Source organism: Dryocola sp. LX212 (assembly GCA_041504365.1).
Classification (GTDB): domain Bacteria; phylum Pseudomonadota; class Gammaproteobacteria; order Enterobacterales; family Enterobacteriaceae; genus Dryocola.
The window spans coordinates 2,351,089-2,368,348 of the sequence record CP167917.1 but is presented as its reverse complement, the minus strand read 5'-3'; the positions used below and the strand labels follow the sequence as shown (position 1 = coordinate 2,368,348).

The following is a 17,260-nucleotide window of genomic DNA, read 5'->3' as shown; positions in this document are numbered from 1 at the left end:
ATAACCGCGCACGTTCGCGCATACGAATAAGGGAACTCCATGGCAAAGCACCCCATTGGCAAGCATCTGCGCGCCCCGGTAACATTTAACGAGAAAAACGTCCTCATCTACGTAGTCCGTGGCTCACAAATTGAGCATATGCCGCCGGACGAGGACGAAGATTATCCGGGCGATATGCAGATGCTGATGCCGGTATTAACAAAAGATTTTGACGCGGAATTAAACAGTACGCTGGAGGAGTGCGGCGCTGGAGACGTGATCGTCTTTATGTGCACTACGGATCTTATATTTGAATATGGCTATTCGAAAATAAAAGCGATGCGCAGCGCCTGAAAATAACCCCGAGCGTTCGGGGTTATTATTTCGAATTAGTTACCGTAGAAAATTTCGCCTTTAACGGCACGCACAATTTTCCCTTCCGCATCGGTAATCAGCACGTAGTTGCCGCCCATATAGGTCCAGTGGCTGCCTGCTTCAGGCGCAGGAAGGTGGCGGATCTGCCAGGCGTCTATCTGATAAGGTTTAGTGCGATACAGGTCCGGCACAACGTCGCCAATAGCAAAGTGCTTATAGTCAGCAAAAAACTCTTTTAGCTCAAAAGAAGAAGGGTCGTTAGTTTTGGGAGTGGCTGCGGTTTTTGGCGTGGCGGCTTTTGCCGGTTCACCGTAGGCCTGTGCTGAAAAAGCAACGGGCAGCGTCATCAGAAGGACGGACAGCATTACAACTTTCGACTTACGCATAACTTTCACCTGTTAAAATTTTTGTGCTGATATGACCGTATCATCCCCTAAACAACTCTGTCGAATGATGAACAAACGTAACACAATGATAATGACCGACAAGGTGCCAGGCGGCAAGCAGCAATATTAAGCGTATTCACGCCTTTCGTTTAGGCAAGGTTGAGGTCAGACGGGCTATTTTGAGAGTCATCTGAAGTCTGCGCTTAATAAAACAGCAGGCTCAGCGAACAAAAATAAAATCTATCCATGCATCTTGAACCGTCACCAGAGTGGCGGTTTTTTTTCGTCGCCATAAAAAAGCCCCCCGAGATTTGCATCTGCGAGGGGCCGTGTTGGTGGGGGAGCATCACCGTTCATTAGTCATCCCATTTATGGCTCAGATAAGCGGCCAGAAAACCGGAAAAGACAATAATTCCCAGTACGGCCATAAATACGTTCATATTTCCCAGCATATTTATTCCTCTTTGCTGCGCATTTCGATAGAAATACCTCTCGTTAATTAAATGACTCAGTTGAGTGCCACAATATTAGTGGACACAAGTTAAACAAGAGCTAACCGGCTGTAAACTATTCGCCGGTTGAAGTAAATATTTTTCGCCAGGCCGCGGGGCTGGTGGCAAGCTGTTTACGAAAGTGATGGCGTAACGTCGCCGCGCTGCCAAATCCCGTCAGCTCTGCAATTTTCTCAACGGAAGCACTGCTGTTTTCTAATAAATCACGGCAGCGGGCTAAACGAGCGGCAAGGAGCCATTTTGCCGGTGTGGTGCCGGTAGCCGCTTCGAAACGACGCAAAAAGGTACGCGGGCTCATGCCGACAAATTTTGCCATGCTGGCAACGCTGTGCAGCCGGGCCAGGTTAGCATGCAGATAATCAAAGAGTGGACCCAGGCGATGGCTCTCATAGGCAACGGGAACCGCCTGCTCAATAAACTGTGCCTGACCACCGTCGCGGTGGGGAGGGACCACCAGACGACGAGCGACACTGTTTGCCGCCGCGCTGCCATAATCCCGACGAACCAGGTGTAAACACAGGTCGATTCCCGCTGCGCTACCGGCAGAAGTAAGTACGCTGCCGTTATCAATATAAAGTACGTCTGGCGTTACCTGGATGTTCGGATAGCGCTGCTGGAGCAGATCGGTATAGCGCCAGTGGGTCGTGGCCCGCTGGTTGTCCAGCAGGCCCGCGGCGGCCAGAACAAACACGCCAGAGCAGATAGTCAAAAGCCTGGCACCGCGATTATGCGCCGCAATCAGAGCCGCACACAGATCTGGTGGAACGGGCGCGTCGGCCCCACGCCAGCCGGGTATTATGATTGTTCCGGCTTGTTCCAGCAGATCAAGGCCTCCATCTACCGCAAAGCGTATGCCTCCGGTCGCCCTTAATTCACCCTGTTCGATACCCGCGACGGCAAAACGATACCAGTCGTCGCCCATTTCCGGGCGAGCCAGCCCGAAAATCTCCACCGCAACCCCAAACTCAAAAGTACAGAGGCCGTCATAGGCCAGGGCAACAACCAGCGTATTATTCATGAAATGTTCCGAAGTGAATTTGGCATGATGTTCACGCTATATGGCATTCCTGCCACCTGTCAACAAGGCAGCCGAGCACTATAGTGTTGGCACACCTACTGAGGAGCAGCCCATGAGCTACGTAACTGAATATACACCCGCCGCACCAGAAATCGCCGCCGCCCATTTTTTGCAGCGTCTGACTCTGGAAACCGACTGTGACGATGTGCACAGCTCAATGACAGAAGGGGATATGGATTTCGTGCTTTTGCATGTCGTGGGCACGCCAGAGGCATTTAACCGCCGCCATATCCCCGGCGCGCTGCATCTGCGGCACCGGGATATGACCGTGGAGCGCATGGCCGAGTGGCCGGCCGATACGCTGTTCGTGGTCTACTGTGCCGGACCACACTGTAACGGGGCCGACCGGGCAGCCCTGAAGCTGGCGCGCATGGGACGCCCGGTCAAAATCATGATCGGCGGCATCACCGGTTGGGCCGACGAGGGCTTTGAATTTGCGTGATTAAAACGCGGCGCGCAGAACCATGTCACCGCCAAGCAATAGTAAGCAGATAAGGAAGCCGCGTTTGAAGGTCAACGGGCTGATACGTTTGCGGATGCGCTGCCCGGCGAACAGGCCAACCAAAGCCGCCACTACGGCTATTGCAGAGGTTGCCGGGGAGATGGAGTGAAGCGCGCCGTGCCACCACAATCCTCCCGCCAGCGCCAGCGTTGAAAATGTGAAGGAAAGCCCCAGCGCCTGGACTAACTCATCCCGTTCAAGGCCGAGAGACTGAATATAGGGCACCGCCGGAATAACAAATACGCCCGTGCCGCCCGTCAGAAGCCCGGTCAGGAGCCCGATCAGCGGGCCGAGCCATTTTTCATGGCGGGGAGAAACGCGCAGCGGACGTGCGAATAAAGTCCACAGGGCATAAGACACCAGGGCGATGCCCAGGGCGCAGGTGGTGAGTTTATTGCTCCCAGAGGCCAGCCAGACGCTACCGCCGAGCGTGGCGCAGACAATCATCAGCATCATCGGCCACAGCCGGAAAAGCAGCCGCTTAAGATCTCCTCCTTCGCAGAGCTGGAACAGGTTGGTCAGAAAAGAGGGGAGCAACAGCATTCCCGCCGCCGCTACGGGAGAGATTAAAGAGCCAAGAATCCCCATAGCCACCGTTGGCAGACCCATACCGGTTACCCCTTTTACCATTCCGGCGAGGACAAATGTTGCCACAATGGCATAGCTGATCGATTCAGTCATGATCGTGCACCCCGCGGCTGTCTGTTGGTGCCTGAGCACGTTCGTCCATGCCGTAGTCACGCAGTACGTACGCGATGCGCAGATGATAATTTTCAAAAATTGAAGTTCTGCCTGCGGTCTGCGCCTCGCGGTGAAAAGCGATATTACGCCACTGTTTTACAGCCTCTTCATCGCGCCAGAACGAAAGCGACAGCAGTTTCCCCGGCGTTGCCAGGCTTGCGAATCGCTCAACCGAAATAAATCCTTCTATTTCATCAAGCATGGGTTTAAGTTCAGAGGCCAGATTCAGATACTCTGCCTGTTTATCGGCGGCAGGTTGTGCTTCAAAAATTACGGCAATCATCGGTGTCGCTCCTTTTGTCAGGGAGGGCCACCTTATCTCCCTGACCAACCGGATGCTTCGTTGACCATCGAAATATGGAAAGCAATTATTTAGAAACGCGACTTGCCGCCGTTGCGGCGGCCATTGCCGATAAAACCCGGTCAAGAATTCTGTGTGCGCTGATGGACGGCCGAGCCTGGACCGCCACTGAACTGAGCGTGATGGCGGAGGTTGCGCCCTCTACCGGCAGCAGCCATCTGGCAAAACTTCTGGACCTGTCACTGATTGCCTGTGTGCAGCAGGGGCGTCACCGCTATTACCGTCTGTACAGCCATCAAATAGCCGAAGCGCTGGAAGGGCTTATGGGCCTGGTCAGCGTGGACCGCAGCGTGCTGCGCAGCAAAACGCCGCACGATCTGCGCTACGCCAGAACCTGCTACGACCATATGGCCGGAGAAGTCGCCGTTGTGCTCCACGATCGGCTGTTCAGCCTGGGCTGGCTGGAAGGTGAGGAATACGCGTTAACAGCCGAAGGTTATGCCCAATGCGAAAGACTGGGCATCAAGACGAGAACGGGTAGCTCGCGTCGGCGTCTGGCCTGCGGATGCCTGGACTGGAGCGAGCGAAGGGTGCACCTTGGGGGCGTACTCGGCACTACGCTGTTACAGACCTGTGAAGCGAAAGAGTGGATAAAACGGGATTTAATCAGTCGGGAACTGCATTTTACCGCTGCAGGAAAACGCGGGTTGAAAAAGGTGTTTGGCATTAGCGTAGCCTAAGAAAAGCCCTCAGTAACAGGTGTACCGAGGGTTGCAGAGTGCAAGACTACCAATGCGAATAAACACTTAGGCTAACTTCAGAGGAATAGCCTTGAAGTTAACGCAATGTTAATTATATGTCTATATGTTTGTAAAAATAAGCGGGTTGCAGTATCACTCTCTATACCGACTATGGCATGTTGCCGTTGCGTAGGTCGGATAAGCGCAGCGTCATCCGACACAACCAGCGTTAAAGGTGGATGGCGTTCAAGCTTATCCACCTTATAAACGCTGATTGTTCCTCTTTATCATCCGCCCGGGTAAAGCAGTTTTCAGTTACTTCGCATCAGGCAGCGCGTAGGCAATAATGTAATCGCCGCGGTCAGGGGACTGACGCGCCCCGCCTGCGTTGATCACAATGTACTGCTTACCGGTTTTCGGTGACACATAAGTCATCGGGCCGGATTGGCTTCCCACTGGGAGACGAGATTTCCAGATCTCTTTACCGTTGGCGGTATCAAACGCACGCAGATAGAAGTCCTGGGTGCCAGCAAAGAACAGCAGGCCGGACTGTGTGGAGAGCGATGCTCCCAGCGTCGGCATACCAATTGGGATGGGCATATGCATGCGAATGCCCAGCGGGCCGGTGTCCTGCACGGTGCCCACCGGTACCTGCCAGACGATTTTTCCGGACTTCAGATCAACCGCTGACATCGTACCGAACGGGGGCTTCTGGCAGGGAATGCCCAGCGGCGACAGGAAACGTTCGCGCATTGCGCCGTATGGCGTCCCGTCCATCGGTACGATACCCATCTCGATGCCGCTGGCGTCTTTCGCCACGTTCGCGCGCGGCACCATATAGTTCGCAAGACCCAAACGCATATCGTTGACGAACATCAGGCTGTTGTTCGGATCCACCGAGACGCTTCCCCAGTTCATGCCGCCCAGCGAGCCTGGGTACTGCAGAGAGCGGTCCAGACCCGGTGGGGTGAAGACGCCCTGATGACGCATCCCCTTAAACTCGATGCGACAGATCAGCAGGTCTATTGGCGTGGCGCCCCACATATCCGATTCGGTCAGCGTTTCGTTGCCGATCATCGGCATGCCGACAGAATACGGCTGGGTTTTCGAATAGCGCTCGCCTTCCACGTTACCCTGCGGAACAGGGCGCTCTTCCACCTTCGCGACAGGCTCCCCGGTCTCGCGGTTGAGCATGAAAATCATGCCCTGCTTGGAGGTCTGCACGATAACCGGCGTAGTGCCGCCTTTGCCGTTCGGCAGGTCGTACAGCAGCGGCTGAGACGGCAGGTCGAAGTCCCACAGATCGTGGTGTGTAGTCTGGAAATGCCAGCGAACTTTCCCGCTGGTGGCATCCACCGCCACAAGGGAAGAGCTGTATTTATCATCTTCGGGGGTACGCGTGCCGCCAAAGAAGTCAGGCGTGGCGTTACCGGTAGGCAGATAGACCAGGTTCAGCTTCGCATCGTAGGACATAGCGGACCAGACGTTCGGCGTGCCGCGAGTATAGGTCTGGCCTTCAGGCGGTACGCCGGTAATGTTCGGATTACCCGGATCCCAGGCCCATGCCAGTTTACCGGTGTGAACGTCATAAGCACGTACCACGCCCGGAGGCTCGCCGGTAGAGAAGTTATCCGCTACGCGGCCGCCAACGATAACCACGTTCCCCGCGACGAGCGGCGTAGAGGTTTGCTGGTAATAGCCCGGTTTTACTTCGCCCATGCCGACTTTCAGATCCACGGTGCCGTGGTCGCCAAAGTCTTCGCACAGCTTGCCGTTATCGGCGTTGATCGCCAGCAGGCGAGCATCGGTAGTTGGCAGGAACAGGCGACGAGGACAGGCGGCTGGCTGTGCTGGCTCTGCAAGCGTGGCGGCGGCCTTTTGCGTGGTCTCTTCGAAATAACCTAAGCCACGGCAGCGCTGCCAGTTTGGTGCGGTCGCCTTGCTGTCAAAGCGCCAATTTTCTTTGCCGGAGTCCACGTCCAGCGCCAGCACCTTGCTGTACGGCGTACAGACGAACAGCGTGTCGCCTACCTGCAGCGGGGTGTTCTGGTCTTCCGCGCCAGAGCCGTTGCTCTGCGGAATGTCGCCCGTGTGCGCGGTCCACGCCACTTTCAGCTCAGAAACGTTGCCTTTGTTAATTTGGTCGAGCGCCGCAAAGCGGTCGCCGTGGGTGGTGTTACCCCAGTGCTTCCAGTCCTTTTGGGCTTCGGCAGGGGTGACCGGTTTCACCGGTACATCTTCTTTTGCCGCAACCTGAACCTGAGGCACAAACATCCAGCCAGCGCTCACCAGCATACAAACGGCAAGCACGGCGGCAATCCCGTAGGCGGGCGCTTTTTTTACCGTAGCCGCACCGTTAGCGGCACGCAGGATTGGCCAGGCGATAGCCGCCAGAAAAGCCAGCACGGCGAAGGTGAACAGACGTGAAAAGAGCGGCCAGAAATCCATACCGGCATCGCTGATGGCCCAGAAAATCGTGCAGATAAAGGCCAGCGCGTACAGCACCAGCCCTGAAGTTTTTTTGCGGAAAATTAAAACGGCGGAAACGAGCATCACGATGCCCATCAGCAGGAAATACCAGCTGCCGCCCAGCGAGACTAAATAAGCCCCGCCAATGCCGATGGCGAGGCCAATGAGGGCCATCAGTCCGCCAAGTAACCACAGCAGCCCTGATGCCAGGCCGCGCGGAGGGGAATTGCTTACCATATTGTTCTCCTGTCAGAACAGTGTCCTTGTACTGCACGTGCGAAAGCGACTCCGTAGCCGGAGATCGCAAAAGTGTACCGATTGGGGTAAACATGAACGCATCTGTTCGCGGTGGGTGCCATTTCAGGCAATAATTACGAACCAAATGGTGAATGTTGCGGCTATCATAATCCTCAGTGAGGATATTGCAAAGTTGTTAACGAGAAATTTCGCATTTATTGCGAACAGGAAATGATGCGGTGGATGACGCTGCCGCTTATCTCCCTATAAATTCATTTTGCAGGGAGGAAAAGCGGCCTCCGACAATCAGGCGATACGGCTGGTTTTTACCTGCCCGGTAAGGCTAACTTTTACCGGCACAGACTTAGACGTCGGCGTGCCCGTACCGTCACCGATGCTGTCCAGAGGAACCAGCGGGTTCGTCTCGGGGTAGTAAGCCGCAAGATTTCCACGCGGGATGGCGTACGGCACGATCTTGAAGCCGCTGACCTTACGGAGGATGCCATCGTTCCAGACCGTTTCAATATCCACCAGATCCCCATCCTGCAGGCCAAGGGCTGCCAGATCTTCCGGGTTAATGAACAGCACTTCGCGCTGGCCGTAAACCCCGCGATAGCGGTCGTCCAGCCCGTAGATTGTGGTGTTGTACTGGTCATGTGAACGTAATGTTTGCAGCACAAACGGGGCGTCCAGCTCGCCAGACAGAGAATCAGGCAGCGGGGCGGCGCTGAATTCTGCTTTACCGCTTGGCGTAGCGAAACGCAGCTCTGCCGCCGCGTTCCCCAGATAGAAACCTCCGGGAATATCGCACTGCTGATTGAAGTTCGCAAAGCCGGGAAGGGTAGCGGCAATGTGGTCGCGGATCAGGTTGTAATCGGCGGACAGGGCCAGCCAGTCGAGTTTATCCTTACCCAACACCGCATCCGCAATCCCCGCCACAATGGCCGTTTCCGAACGCTGAGTGACGGCAATCGGATTACCGATACCTTCTGAGGCATGAACCATGCTGAAAGAGTCCTCAACGGTGACAAATTGACGCCCCGTCGCCTGCACGTCAGCCTCGGTACGCCCGAGGGTTGGCAGAATCAGACCGTCTTTGCCCGGAACCAGATGGCTGCGGTTGAGTTTGGTGCTGATGTGCACCGTCAGGCCGCAGCGGCGCAGCGCCTCTTCGGTACGCGGGCTGTCCGGCGCGGCGGCGGCCAGGTTGCCACCCAGCGCTATCAGTACCTTAACTTCGTCACGCAGCATGGCCGCCAGCGCCTGAACGGTATTGTGGCCCGCAGCGCGAGGAGGCTCGAAGTCAAAATGTTCGGCCAGACTATCCAGCAGGACGGCAGAGGGCTTCTCATCGATACCCATGGTGCGGTTTCCCTGGACGTTACTGTGGCCGCGAACCGGACAAAGACCCGCGCCCGGTTTACCAAGATGCCCGCCCAGCAGCTGCAGGTTAACGATCTCGCGGACCGTATTCAGCGAATGTTTATGCTGGGTGATGCCCATCGCCCAGGTGCAAATCACCCGGTCGGCCTGCTGCCAGATAGCGGCGGCGTCGCGCAGCTGCTGTTCGCTTAATCCAGACTGACGGACGATATGCTGCCAGCTGGTGCCGTCGATTTCCGCAAACCAGGCCTCCGCACCGTGGGTGTGCTCAGCGAGGAACTGCTCGTCGAAAACGTCGCGCTGGCCGCCGCTGCGCCAGCTTTCCAGCAGCGCTTTCGCCATCCCGCGCACGGCGGCCATATCGCCGCCGAGATTCGGCTGGTAGTAGCTGGTGCTGATGGACCCGGCCATTGGCGTCACAACTTCGAGCGGCTTCTGCGGATCGGCAAAACGCTCAAGCCCGCGTTCGCGCAGCGTATTAAAGGTGACAATCTGTGCGCCGTTTTCCGCCGCATGGCGCAGGCTGTGCAGCATGCGCGGGTGATTTGTCCCCGGATTCTGGCCGAAGACGAAAATGGCGTTCGCCTTCTCAAAATCATTCAGGTGGAGGGTTCCCTTGCCGACGCCGATACTGCGCTTCAGGCCGCTACCGCTGGCCTCGTGGCACATATTCGAGCAGTCCGGGAAGTTGTTGGTGCCGACCATGCGGCCAAACAGCTGATAAAGATAAGAGGCTTCGTTGCTGGCGCGGCCTGAGGTGTACAGCTCCATCTGGTCAGGGTTGTCCATCTGGCAGATATGCGTAGCAATCAGCGTAAAGGCGTCGTCCCAGCTGACAGGCTCGTAATGGTCAGTCTGCGCGTTGTAGCGCAAAGGTTCGGTCAGTCGGCCCTGATATTCCAGAAAGTAGTCGCTTTGTTGGTACAGCTTGCTGACGCTGTGCGCTGCAAAAAATTGCGCGTCGATAAAGCGGCGCGTAGCTTCCCAGGTCACGGCTTTAGCACCGTTTTCGCAGAAGCTGAAGGTGCTTTTGTTATCGTCTCCCCAGGCACAGCCGGGGCAGTCAAAGCCTTTGGCTTTGTTCATACGCATCAGGTTGCGCAAATTTTTCAGGGCGTGCCTGCTGTCGAGAACGAAGCGGGTAGTGGCTTCCAGGGATCCCCAGCCGCCGGCTGCGGCAGAATAGGGCTTTATGGCAGGTTTAAATTTCATCGGTGTCTGTCTTGTTGCGCAAATAATTACAGCAAGTTTACTCCTGTTTAACAAAATAGCGCGGTCAAAAAGCGCCGTGCCGGGCGTTTGTTAAGATCACTATACTTGCTACCATGGCACGGCCTCGTCACCTGCACCTATAAAGGGCCCTGAAATGAAACACATTTTACCTCTTTCTCTGCTCGCTATTTTTCTTGCCGGCACCCCAGCCTGGGCCGCGTCCTCGTCCCTGGATGCGCAGCTTGCGGCGCTGGAAAAAAGTGCCGATGGCCGTCTTGGCGTCACGCTTATTGATACCGCCACGGGCAAGCGCTACAGCTATCGTGGAAATGAACGCTTTCCGATGACCAGCACCTTTAAAGTGCTGGCCGCAGCGGCAGTGCTCAGGAAAAGCGAACGGCAGCCGGATCTGCTGGATAAAAATGTTACCTGGCAGCAAAGCGACCTGGTGAGCTGGTCCCCCGTGACGGAGAAGCACGTCGGGAAGGGCATGAAAATGACGGATATCGCAGCAGCGGCAATTGAATGGAGCGATAACACTGCCGGGAATATCCTGCTTAAAGAAATTGGTGGGCCGTCAGGCATTGCCCAGCTTGCCGCAACTTTAGGGGACGGTAAAACCCACCTCGTCCGCTGGGAGCCGGAGCTGAACACCGCCATTCCAGGCGACGAGCGTGATACCACCACGCCGGAGGCAATGGCCGCCAACCTGCAAAAGCTGGTGCTGGGCAATGCCCTTAAAGCAGAGCAAAAACAGCTGCTGCAGAACTGGATGAAACAGAACCAGACGGGCGCGAAAAGTATCCGCGCGGGCACGCCGGAAGGCTGGGTGGTGGGGGATAAAACCGGCGCCGGGGATTACGGCACCACCAACGACGTGGCGGTGATCTGGCCGCCGCAAAAAGCTCCGCAGGTGCTGACCGTCTATTTCACCCAGCATAAGCAGGATGCCGAAGCGCGCCGCGACGTGCTGGCAAAGGCGGCGGAAATCGTTCTGCAGGGGAAATAAGCGGCATTTGTAGATAATTTGTTACGCAGCCCACACTTCTGAGCCATGTCCGTAATGCTTTGCTTTTGCAGGCCGATATCGACTTCACGATACCTTACCTACAAGAGACTCCAGGGACATGGCTACAAAAACAATCTCCTCGCAGGATTCAGTCTACTTCTGGCATCACATCCGCCTCGTTCCGCTGTTCAGCGCCATTCTCGGCGGCATTTTAGTGCTGTTTGCGCTGTGTATCGCGCTGGCGAGCTACTTTCTGATCCAGAGCAATAATGCCCTTCAGGACGTCACCGAGGAGATTCAGGTCAGAACGGGGATCTCGAATAGCTCAAACCACCTGCGCACGGCGCGCCTGAATATCATTCACGCTGGTTCCGCCGTCCGCGTGGGCGAAATGGAAGACAACAAGCGCAATATCGCCGAAGCCGAAAAACGCATTAAACAGGCTCAGGATGGCTTCAGCGCCTACATGAATCGACGCGTAAAAACGCCCGCAGATGAAGCGCTGGATGCGGATTTAAACGGGCGCTTTACCGCCTACGTCGCTCAGGGACTTCAGCCGATGATCAAATATGCCAAAAACGGCATGTTTGAGGCGATCATCAAGCATGAAACGGAAACGGCCCGCCAGCTGGATGCGGACTATAACTCCGTGCTGCTGAAAGCGATTGCCATCCGTACCGAAAGGGCAAACGCGCTGGGCCAGCAGGCGCATGCACGCACGCGGCTGAGCATGATTGTTATGGCGGGAGCCTTCGGGGTTGCGCTGTTTATGACCATTTTCACCTTCGTGATGCTGCGTCGGGTGGTCATTGGGCCATTACAGCAGGCCGCCGTGCGCATCGAAAGCATCGCCGCAGGTGATTTAACCCTGCCGCCGCAGCCGAGCGGGCGCAGCGAAATCGGCAGGCTCAGCCAGCACCTACAGGATATGCAGGCGTCGCTGGTAAAAACGGTGGGAACCGTGCGCGAAGGGGCCGAGGCGATTTATCAGGGCACCAGTGAGATCAGCGCCGGCAACACCGATCTCTCTTCGCGTACCGAAGAGCAGGCGGCAGCCCTGGAGCAGACGGCGGCCAGCATGGAGCAGCTGACCGCGACGGTGAAGCAAAACGCCGATAACGCCCATCACGCCAGCAGGCTGGCGGAAGATGCCTCCCATAAGGCAAGCGACGGAGGACGTATGGTTTCCGGCGTGGTGACGACCATGAACAATATCTCCAGCAGCTCGAAGAAGATCTCCGAGATCACTGCGGTCATCAACAGCATTGCTTTCCAGACCAATATACTTGCACTTAACGCGGCGGTTGAGGCAGCGCGAGCCGGGGAGCAGGGCAGAGGCTTTGCGGTTGTCGCCAGCGAAGTGCGCACACTTGCCCAACGCAGCGCGCAGGCCGCAAAAGAGATCGAAGGGCTTATCGGCGAGTCGGTAACGTTAATCGATGCCGGTTCCCGCCAGGTTATGCAGGCGGGCGACACCATGAACGGCCTGGTGGAGGCGGTGCGCCGCGTTACCGACATCATGCTGGAAATTGCCGCCGCGTCCGACGAGCAGAGCCGGGGAATTGTGCAGGTGGGCCAGGCTATCAACGAAATGGATAACGTCACCCAGCAGAACGCCTCGCTGGTGGAAGAAGCTTCGGCGGCGGCTGTTTCGCTGGAAGAGCAGGCCGCCCGCCTGACCGCCGCGGTAGGGATTTTTCGCCTCAACGCTCAGTCGCCCCAAAAAATGGCAAAACCAGAGGGTAAAATCACGAAGCTAAAAGCCGTGAAGGCGGTGGAAAACGATGACAACTGGGCTACGTTTTAAACGTCTTTTCTGATTAATAAAGAAAAAGCGCCGGATGCCGATGACTCTATTACCGTCGGCGTCCGGTTGCCGCCCAAACCACAGGAACACGCCGCGTGAGCATGATTCAGAATCTGATTAAAAAGGCCTTCGGGACGGTAAACGTCAACGAGGCGGCCAGCTTTTTAGCCAGCGCATGCAACCGGATGAAAAACAGCAGCAGAGCCGAAATCCTCCACGAAATCGAGCAGGCGCTGACTGGCGTTAATCTGCAGCGCGTGCCGGGGCAGGATCCGACCATGGCCGCCCGCTTGAAGGCGGCTGAGGCGGAGGTAGTACATCTGCGGGCCGAGCTGGCGAGCGTGCGGCAAAAAGTCCCGCCCCAGACGGAGGTACAGCGGCTAAGCGCCCGCCTTCACCTGCTGCAAAAGAGCCTGGACGGCGAGCGTGAGCACCATTACCGGGAGCTGGCATTGCTGCGCGAAACGATGCAGCGCCAGCTGGACGATTTGCACTGCACAATGCAGCGGGATACAAAGAGCCAGAGAGAGCTTCGCGAAGAGCTGGTGAAAAATGGTGATGCGCTAGTGGACGCGGTTCAGGCGTGTCAGACTTATATCAACGTGCTGAAAACAGATCTCAGCGAAGCCCGCGCCCTGGCCGAAGGGTACAACAGCGAAATCCGCGCGCAGATACAGATTAATCTAACTCTTCAGTCCTCTCTGGACGAACTGCTGAAAACAACGCAAAATCAGGCCTTCGCAAAAGAAAGCGCGCCGGGCGAACGTCAACAGAGCATCGGGTCGAAAAACTTTACGCGTTGGATTGCAGAAAAATAACTTACTCCCGCAGGATAATAAGCAATGAGTTACCGTTTTACCCTCACCGCCCTGGCGGTTTTTTCACTTTTGGGCTGTGCGAAACCCGTAACCGGCGAACCCGCGGCTGACTTCACCACCGGCCCGACGCTCGTCACCGTGGAACATGCATGGACCCGCGTTGACGATGGCACAACGGTGGTGGTTACCGTTGACGGTAAGGATGCCGCCGCGCTGAAAGTCGGCGAAAGCGTGGCGCTTCGTCTGCCCGAAGGGACCTACCAGATTGGCGGCTACGCAAGATCGCTGATTGGCAAAGTCAGCGTTGATTCTGTCAAGCTCACCACCAGCGTGAAGGGCGAGAAGGCCGTGGAGTATGCGGTCACCAAAAACAAAGCGGGCTTTAAAGAAGTCTCCCCGGACGAAATTAATAAGCCTGAGGACAAGCCGGAAGCCTGACCATTGCGGCGTGACCGCTTCGGGCGCGCCGCTGTAAAGTCATCACTCTTCCTTTCAGCACCATCTGATACCCAGCCCGACCGTGCCGATATATGATGCATACTGGTTTTTTGACACGGAGGGGTTATGTTGACGACAACTTTCCCGGCCTTACAGGCAACAACCATCGGGGCGATTAACACCCTGGGGCAGTGGCTGGCCCGCAATGATTTTGTTGAATCTCCCCAGGCGGATGACGCCGATCTCATCGTGCTGGCGGGTAACGCCGTGATCCCCACCATCGATGCCGCATGCCAGCTTGCCGCGGCCAGCGAACTGCCTTTGCTGATTACAGGTGGGATTGGCCATTCAACCACGTTTCTTTACGGCGCTATTGCCGTCCATCCACGCTATAACACCATACCGACCACCGGACGTGCGGAGGCGGCGATCATCAAAGACATCGCCACGGAGTTCTGGAAAATCCCCGCCGAGCGTATCGTTACCGAAGAGAAATCTACCAACTGCGGCGAGAACGCGAGCTTCACGAAAGAACGCCTTGCAGAGCAGGGAATGGCGCCCGCGCGAATCATCGTGATTCAGGATCCCACCATGCAGCGCCGCACCCTGGCAACGTTTGAACGCGCCTGGCAGGGGGAAAGCCAGCAGCCAGATTGGCGAAGCTGGCCGGGCATCGTGCCTTTGATGGTTGCCGACGAGCGCAGCAGCCAGTTTTCCCCTCCGCAGAAAGGGCTATGGCCCGTTGCCCGCTACATCTCGTTAATTCTGGGGGAAATCCCGCGAATTCGTGACGACCTGCAGGGATACGGACCGCAGGGCCGCGATTATATCGTCCAGGTTGAGATCCCCGTGCAGGTCATGAATGCCTGGCAGCTGCTGCAAAACGACAGCGCGCTGGCGCGCTTAATCGGCGAGCGGGGCCTGTAATTATTTTCTCCCCCGCACAGGCTGTCTCTTATATAGATCTTTGAGTCAGTTACTGGCGAGATCGAGAAGATTCCGTTCACTTTGCGTCAGGTGGCATATGTTGCTGCCGAACCGGTGAACGTCCAGAGGGTGTTCGCCGTCACACCCTCTGGGCTCCCGACTCCCGGCAATAAATCGCCACCTGCGGCGGTAAACCTCCATTTTTGGCTCCCTGTCCGGGTCGGTTGCGATTCGTTCCCGACGATCACAACCTCCAGCCGTTCCCGACGGCTGGACCCGGCCATGAAGCCAAAAATGGAGGCGATTTAAGCCGGACCCAACACCCTCGCGTCAACTTTCATGAATGTCCCACCTCCGATGTCGCTGTAGGTTTTAAAGCGATGCTATTTCTGATGCGATAGTTAACTCAAAGCGACACCCTGTTCCCGGCTTAAATCGCTCCGGTTTTTGCCCTTCAGGCAGGGTCACGTTGTCGGGAACAACGTGAGAGAGCGATCGTCGGGAACGAATCGCGAACGACCCTGCATGTTGGGTAAAAACCGGAGTTTACCGCTTCAGCGGCGATTTATTTGCCGGGCGCCGGGGTTGTCAGGGGGATGGCGTATTCCCCATGACACGTTCACGGTTCGCAACGGTAGCAGAGATAACCAGACGGTCGGGTGAACGGAAAACCAGCCGGTTAACAGATCAATCCTGACGTATGACCGGAGTGAGTTGTGACTAAGAGACAGCGCACTGGGGGAGACCGCCTTTAGCCGTCATAATTATGTCATCAGACTGTTTTATAACTCCGTGACACCAAAACCACGGATCCGTAAAACAATGAAATTAAAACCCCTTGCGCTGCTGGCTCTTTCTCTTTTCCCTCTGTTAAGCCAGGCCGCTGAGCCTCTGGTTAATCGTTACGTTGTCACTTTTCCGCAGGGTGACCGCGTCGCCTATACCGGCACGTACGCCAGCCAGTTTCCCGACGGCCTGCCGGTAGGCGTAGGCTCCGGACTACAGTTTCTGCGTAAAGAAGGTAACGACCTAATTTTCGCCACGGTGACCGATCGCGGCCCAAATGCCGACTCGCCGAAGGCGGGCAAAAAAGATTCTAAAATTTTTGCCAGTCCGAAGTTTACGCCGCTGCTGATGACCATCCGCGTAGTCGATGGCAAAGCGCTGGCGACCGACGCCCATCCACTGCACGACGACCAGGGGCCAGTCAGCGGCCTGCCGCTGCCGGAAGGGCTGATAGGCGCAACCAATGAAGTTGCTCTCGATGATAAATTGATGCGGCTGGCGAGTGACAAACGCGGGCTGGACACCGAAGGCATCACGCCGGACGGCAAGGGCGGCTACTGGCTGTGCGATGAATACGGCCCGTTTATCGTCAATATTGACGCCAGCGGTAAAATCCTTAAAAAGTACGGCCCGCAGGCGGAACAGGGCGAGAAGGGCGTGGCCGGGGGCCTGCCGAACATCATCAAATGGCGTCAGGCCAACCGAGGGTTTGAAGGGATAACGCGGATGCCGGACGGACGCATTATCGCCGCCGTGCAAAGTACGCTGGATATCGACGGAAAAAGTAAAAACAGCGCGCTGTTTACCCGCCTGGTCAGCATCGACCCGGCTACCGGCAAAACGGCGATGTACGGCTACCCAATCGATGCCGACGTCTACAAGAAGGCCAAAGATGCCAAAATTGGCGATATCGTGGCGCTGGACGACAACCGCATTCTGCTGCTTGAGCAGGGCGGTGATAAAAACAAAGTCATGCGCAATCTGGTCTACGTTGTCGATCTTTCCCAGGCTACGGACCTGAGCGGGTTCGATAAAGAGCAGGCACCAGAGTTTAACGATGCGCAGCAGCTTAAGTCGCGCGGCATCAGGCTGGCGGAAAAGAAAGAGGCGCTGGATCTGCGCAAGCTTGGCTGGCAGCAGGAAAAAGCGGAGGGTATGACGCTTATTGATAGCCAGACCATCGCGGTGATTAACGACAATGACTTCGGCCTGCAGCCGGTGCTGGAGAACCCGGACGATTACCAGGTTGACGGCAAAGGCCACCTGATCCGCGACGGCAAGGAAGTGTCTGTCAAAATCGGCCTGAAGCCGCTGGAGAAGCCGCAGTCGCTCAATGAGCTTTGGGTAATTAAGCTGCCGGAAAGTCTGAAGTAACCTTATTCCCATTCGCCCTCTTCCAGTCCGGCAGAGGGCGCACAACCCCAGCTTTATCTCCTGTCGCTGCTGCCAAAATAAGCAAAAAACGCTCAAAATGAATAACAAGATAGACTTTTGTTATTTGCCGCCCGCGCCTGCCTGTGATGATATTAATATTCAAAATAATAATCACACTATCCATTT

General features: G+C 56.3%; 17 protein-coding genes. 9 read left to right on the top strand and 8 right to left on the bottom strand.

The features are described 5' to 3' along the window. The first annotated feature begins 39 nt into the window (after window positions 1-39). Complete coding sequence (locus tag ACA108_11325) at window positions 40-333, top strand: hypothetical protein (protein ID XEX94017.1); 294 nt, start codon at window positions 40-42, stop codon at window positions 331-333. 35 nt (window positions 334-368) lie between these two features. Here ACA108_11325 and ACA108_11320 read toward each other — a convergent pair whose 3' ends face one another. The 3 genes from ACA108_11320 to ftrA form a co-directional block, all read right to left on the bottom strand. After that, a complete protein-coding gene (locus ACA108_11320) occupies window positions 369-740 on the bottom strand; it encodes an RcnB family protein (GenBank protein XEX94016.1) in 372 nt (123 codons plus the stop codon). A gap of 356 nt (window positions 741-1,096) precedes the next feature. Further along, the gene (gene mgtS, locus ACA108_11315) at window positions 1,097-1,192 is read right to left on the bottom strand and encodes a protein MgtS (GenBank protein XEX94015.1); all 96 of its coding nucleotides are present in this window, start codon (window positions 1,190-1,192) and stop codon (window positions 1,097-1,099) included. A 115-nt stretch (window positions 1,193-1,307) separates the two neighbouring features. Beyond that, a complete protein-coding gene (gene ftrA, locus ACA108_11310) occupies window positions 1,308-2,270 on the bottom strand; it encodes a transcriptional regulator FtrA (GenBank protein ID XEX94014.1) in 963 nt (320 codons plus the stop codon). A 112-nt stretch (window positions 2,271-2,382) separates the two neighbouring features. Between ftrA and ACA108_11305 the strand changes: the two genes are divergently transcribed. Continuing rightward, window positions 2,383-2,772 carry a rhodanese-like domain-containing protein gene (locus tag ACA108_11305; GenBank protein ID XEX94013.1) on the top strand — a complete coding sequence of 130 codons (390 nt, stop codon included), beginning with the start codon at window positions 2,383-2,385 and terminating at the stop codon, window positions 2,770-2,772. Here the strand turns inward: ACA108_11305 and ACA108_11300 are convergent, their stop codons facing one another. Together ACA108_11300 and ACA108_11295 are read right to left on the bottom strand one after the other, a co-directional pair. After that, window positions 2,773-3,513: a sulfite exporter TauE/SafE family protein gene (locus ACA108_11300; GenBank protein XEX94012.1), complete on the bottom strand. Its 741-nt coding sequence runs from the start codon at window positions 3,511-3,513 to the stop codon at window positions 2,773-2,775. Continuing rightward, window positions 3,506-3,856, bottom strand: a complete 351-nt coding sequence (locus tag ACA108_11295; protein XEX94011.1) for an antibiotic biosynthesis monooxygenase — start codon at window positions 3,854-3,856, stop codon at window positions 3,506-3,508. The genes ACA108_11300 and ACA108_11295 overlap by 8 nt, the downstream gene beginning before the upstream one ends. Before the next feature lie 74 nt (window positions 3,857-3,930). On the opposite strand from ACA108_11295, the gene ACA108_11290 reads away from it, so the two are divergent. Continuing rightward, on the top strand, window positions 3,931-4,614 hold the full coding sequence (locus tag ACA108_11290; GenBank protein ID XEX94010.1) for an ArsR/SmtB family transcription factor: 684 nt from the start codon (window positions 3,931-3,933) through the stop codon (window positions 4,612-4,614). A 315-nt stretch (window positions 4,615-4,929) separates the two neighbouring features. On the opposite strand, the gene ACA108_11285 is transcribed toward ACA108_11290, so the two are convergent. Together ACA108_11285 and ACA108_11280 are read right to left on the bottom strand one after the other, a co-directional pair. Continuing rightward, window positions 4,930-7,320, bottom strand: coding sequence for a glucose/quinate/shikimate family membrane-bound PQQ-dependent dehydrogenase (locus tag ACA108_11285; GenBank protein XEX94009.1), 2,391 nt, complete (start codon window positions 7,318-7,320; stop codon window positions 4,930-4,932). Between the two features lie 306 nt (window positions 7,321-7,626). Then, on the bottom strand, window positions 7,627-9,915 hold the full coding sequence (locus tag ACA108_11280) for an FdhF/YdeP family oxidoreductase (protein XEX94008.1): 2,289 nt from the start codon (window positions 9,913-9,915) through the stop codon (window positions 7,627-7,629). A gap of 154 nt (window positions 9,916-10,069) precedes the next feature. Here ACA108_11280 and bla point away from each other — a divergent pair, with 154 nt between their 5' ends. The 6 genes from bla (at window position 10,070) to ACA108_11250 (ending at window position 17,074) form a co-directional block, all read left to right on the top strand. After that, the gene (gene bla, locus ACA108_11275) at window positions 10,070-10,924 is read left to right on the top strand and encodes a class A beta-lactamase (protein XEX94007.1); all 855 of its coding nucleotides are present in this window, start codon (window positions 10,070-10,072) and stop codon (window positions 10,922-10,924) included. 118 nt (window positions 10,925-11,042) lie between these two features. Next, window positions 11,043-12,731, top strand: a complete 1,689-nt coding sequence (locus ACA108_11270; protein ID XEX94006.1) for a methyl-accepting chemotaxis protein — start codon at window positions 11,043-11,045, stop codon at window positions 12,729-12,731. A 95-nt stretch (window positions 12,732-12,826) separates the two neighbouring features. After that, complete coding sequence (locus ACA108_11265) at window positions 12,827-13,549, top strand: hypothetical protein (GenBank protein XEX94005.1); 723 nt, start codon at window positions 12,827-12,829, stop codon at window positions 13,547-13,549. 24 nt (window positions 13,550-13,573) lie between these two features. Beyond that, window positions 13,574-13,987, top strand: a complete 414-nt coding sequence (locus ACA108_11260; protein ID XEX94004.1) for a hypothetical protein — start codon at window positions 13,574-13,576, stop codon at window positions 13,985-13,987. Between the two features lie 126 nt (window positions 13,988-14,113). Continuing rightward, window positions 14,114-14,914 (top strand): YdcF family protein, encoded by an 801-nt coding sequence (locus ACA108_11255; GenBank protein XEX94003.1) that lies wholly within the window; start codon window positions 14,114-14,116, stop codon window positions 14,912-14,914. An 822-nt stretch (window positions 14,915-15,736) separates the two neighbouring features. Next, window positions 15,737-17,074 (top strand): esterase-like activity of phytase family protein, encoded by a 1,338-nt coding sequence (locus ACA108_11250; GenBank protein ID XEX94002.1) that lies wholly within the window; start codon window positions 15,737-15,739, stop codon window positions 17,072-17,074. On the opposite strand, the gene ACA108_11245 is transcribed toward ACA108_11250, so the two are convergent. Then, window positions 17,049-17,249: a hypothetical protein gene (locus ACA108_11245; protein XEX94001.1), complete on the bottom strand. Its 201-nt coding sequence runs from the start codon at window positions 17,247-17,249 to the stop codon at window positions 17,049-17,051. The two genes, ACA108_11250 and ACA108_11245, sit on opposite strands and share 26 nt — an antisense overlap. Window positions 17,250-17,260: the final 11 nt, after the last annotated feature.

Coding starts and splice junctions, on each gene's coding strand:
- ACA108_11325 (XEX94017.1), top strand. CDS start 40: ATGGCAAAGCACCCCATTGGCAAGCATCTGCGCGCCCCGGTAACATTT.
- ACA108_11320 (XEX94016.1), bottom strand. CDS start 740: ATGCGTAAGTCGAAAGTTGTAATGCTGTCCGTCCTTCTGATGACGCTG.
- mgtS (XEX94015.1), bottom strand. CDS start 1,192: ATGCTGGGAAATATGAACGTATTTATGGCCGTACTGGGAATTATTGTC.
- ftrA (XEX94014.1), bottom strand. CDS start 2,270: ATGAATAATACGCTGGTTGTTGCCCTGGCCTATGACGGCCTCTGTACT.
- ACA108_11305 (XEX94013.1), top strand. CDS start 2,383: ATGAGCTACGTAACTGAATATACACCCGCCGCACCAGAAATCGCCGCC.
- ACA108_11300 (XEX94012.1), bottom strand. CDS start 3,513: ATGACTGAATCGATCAGCTATGCCATTGTGGCAACATTTGTCCTCGCC.
- ACA108_11295 (XEX94011.1), bottom strand. CDS start 3,856: ATGATTGCCGTAATTTTTGAAGCACAACCTGCCGCCGATAAACAGGCA.
- ACA108_11290 (XEX94010.1), top strand. CDS start 3,931: ATGGAAAGCAATTATTTAGAAACGCGACTTGCCGCCGTTGCGGCGGCC.
- ACA108_11285 (XEX94009.1), bottom strand. CDS start 7,320: ATGGTAAGCAATTCCCCTCCGCGCGGCCTGGCATCAGGGCTGCTGTGG.
- ACA108_11280 (XEX94008.1), bottom strand. CDS start 9,915: ATGAAATTTAAACCTGCCATAAAGCCCTATTCTGCCGCAGCCGGCGGC.
- bla (XEX94007.1), top strand. CDS start 10,070: ATGAAACACATTTTACCTCTTTCTCTGCTCGCTATTTTTCTTGCCGGC.
- ACA108_11270 (XEX94006.1), top strand. CDS start 11,043: ATGGCTACAAAAACAATCTCCTCGCAGGATTCAGTCTACTTCTGGCAT.
- ACA108_11260 (XEX94004.1), top strand. CDS start 13,574: ATGAGTTACCGTTTTACCCTCACCGCCCTGGCGGTTTTTTCACTTTTG.
- ACA108_11255 (XEX94003.1), top strand. CDS start 14,114: ATGTTGACGACAACTTTCCCGGCCTTACAGGCAACAACCATCGGGGCG.
- ACA108_11250 (XEX94002.1), top strand. CDS start 15,737: ATGAAATTAAAACCCCTTGCGCTGCTGGCTCTTTCTCTTTTCCCTCTG.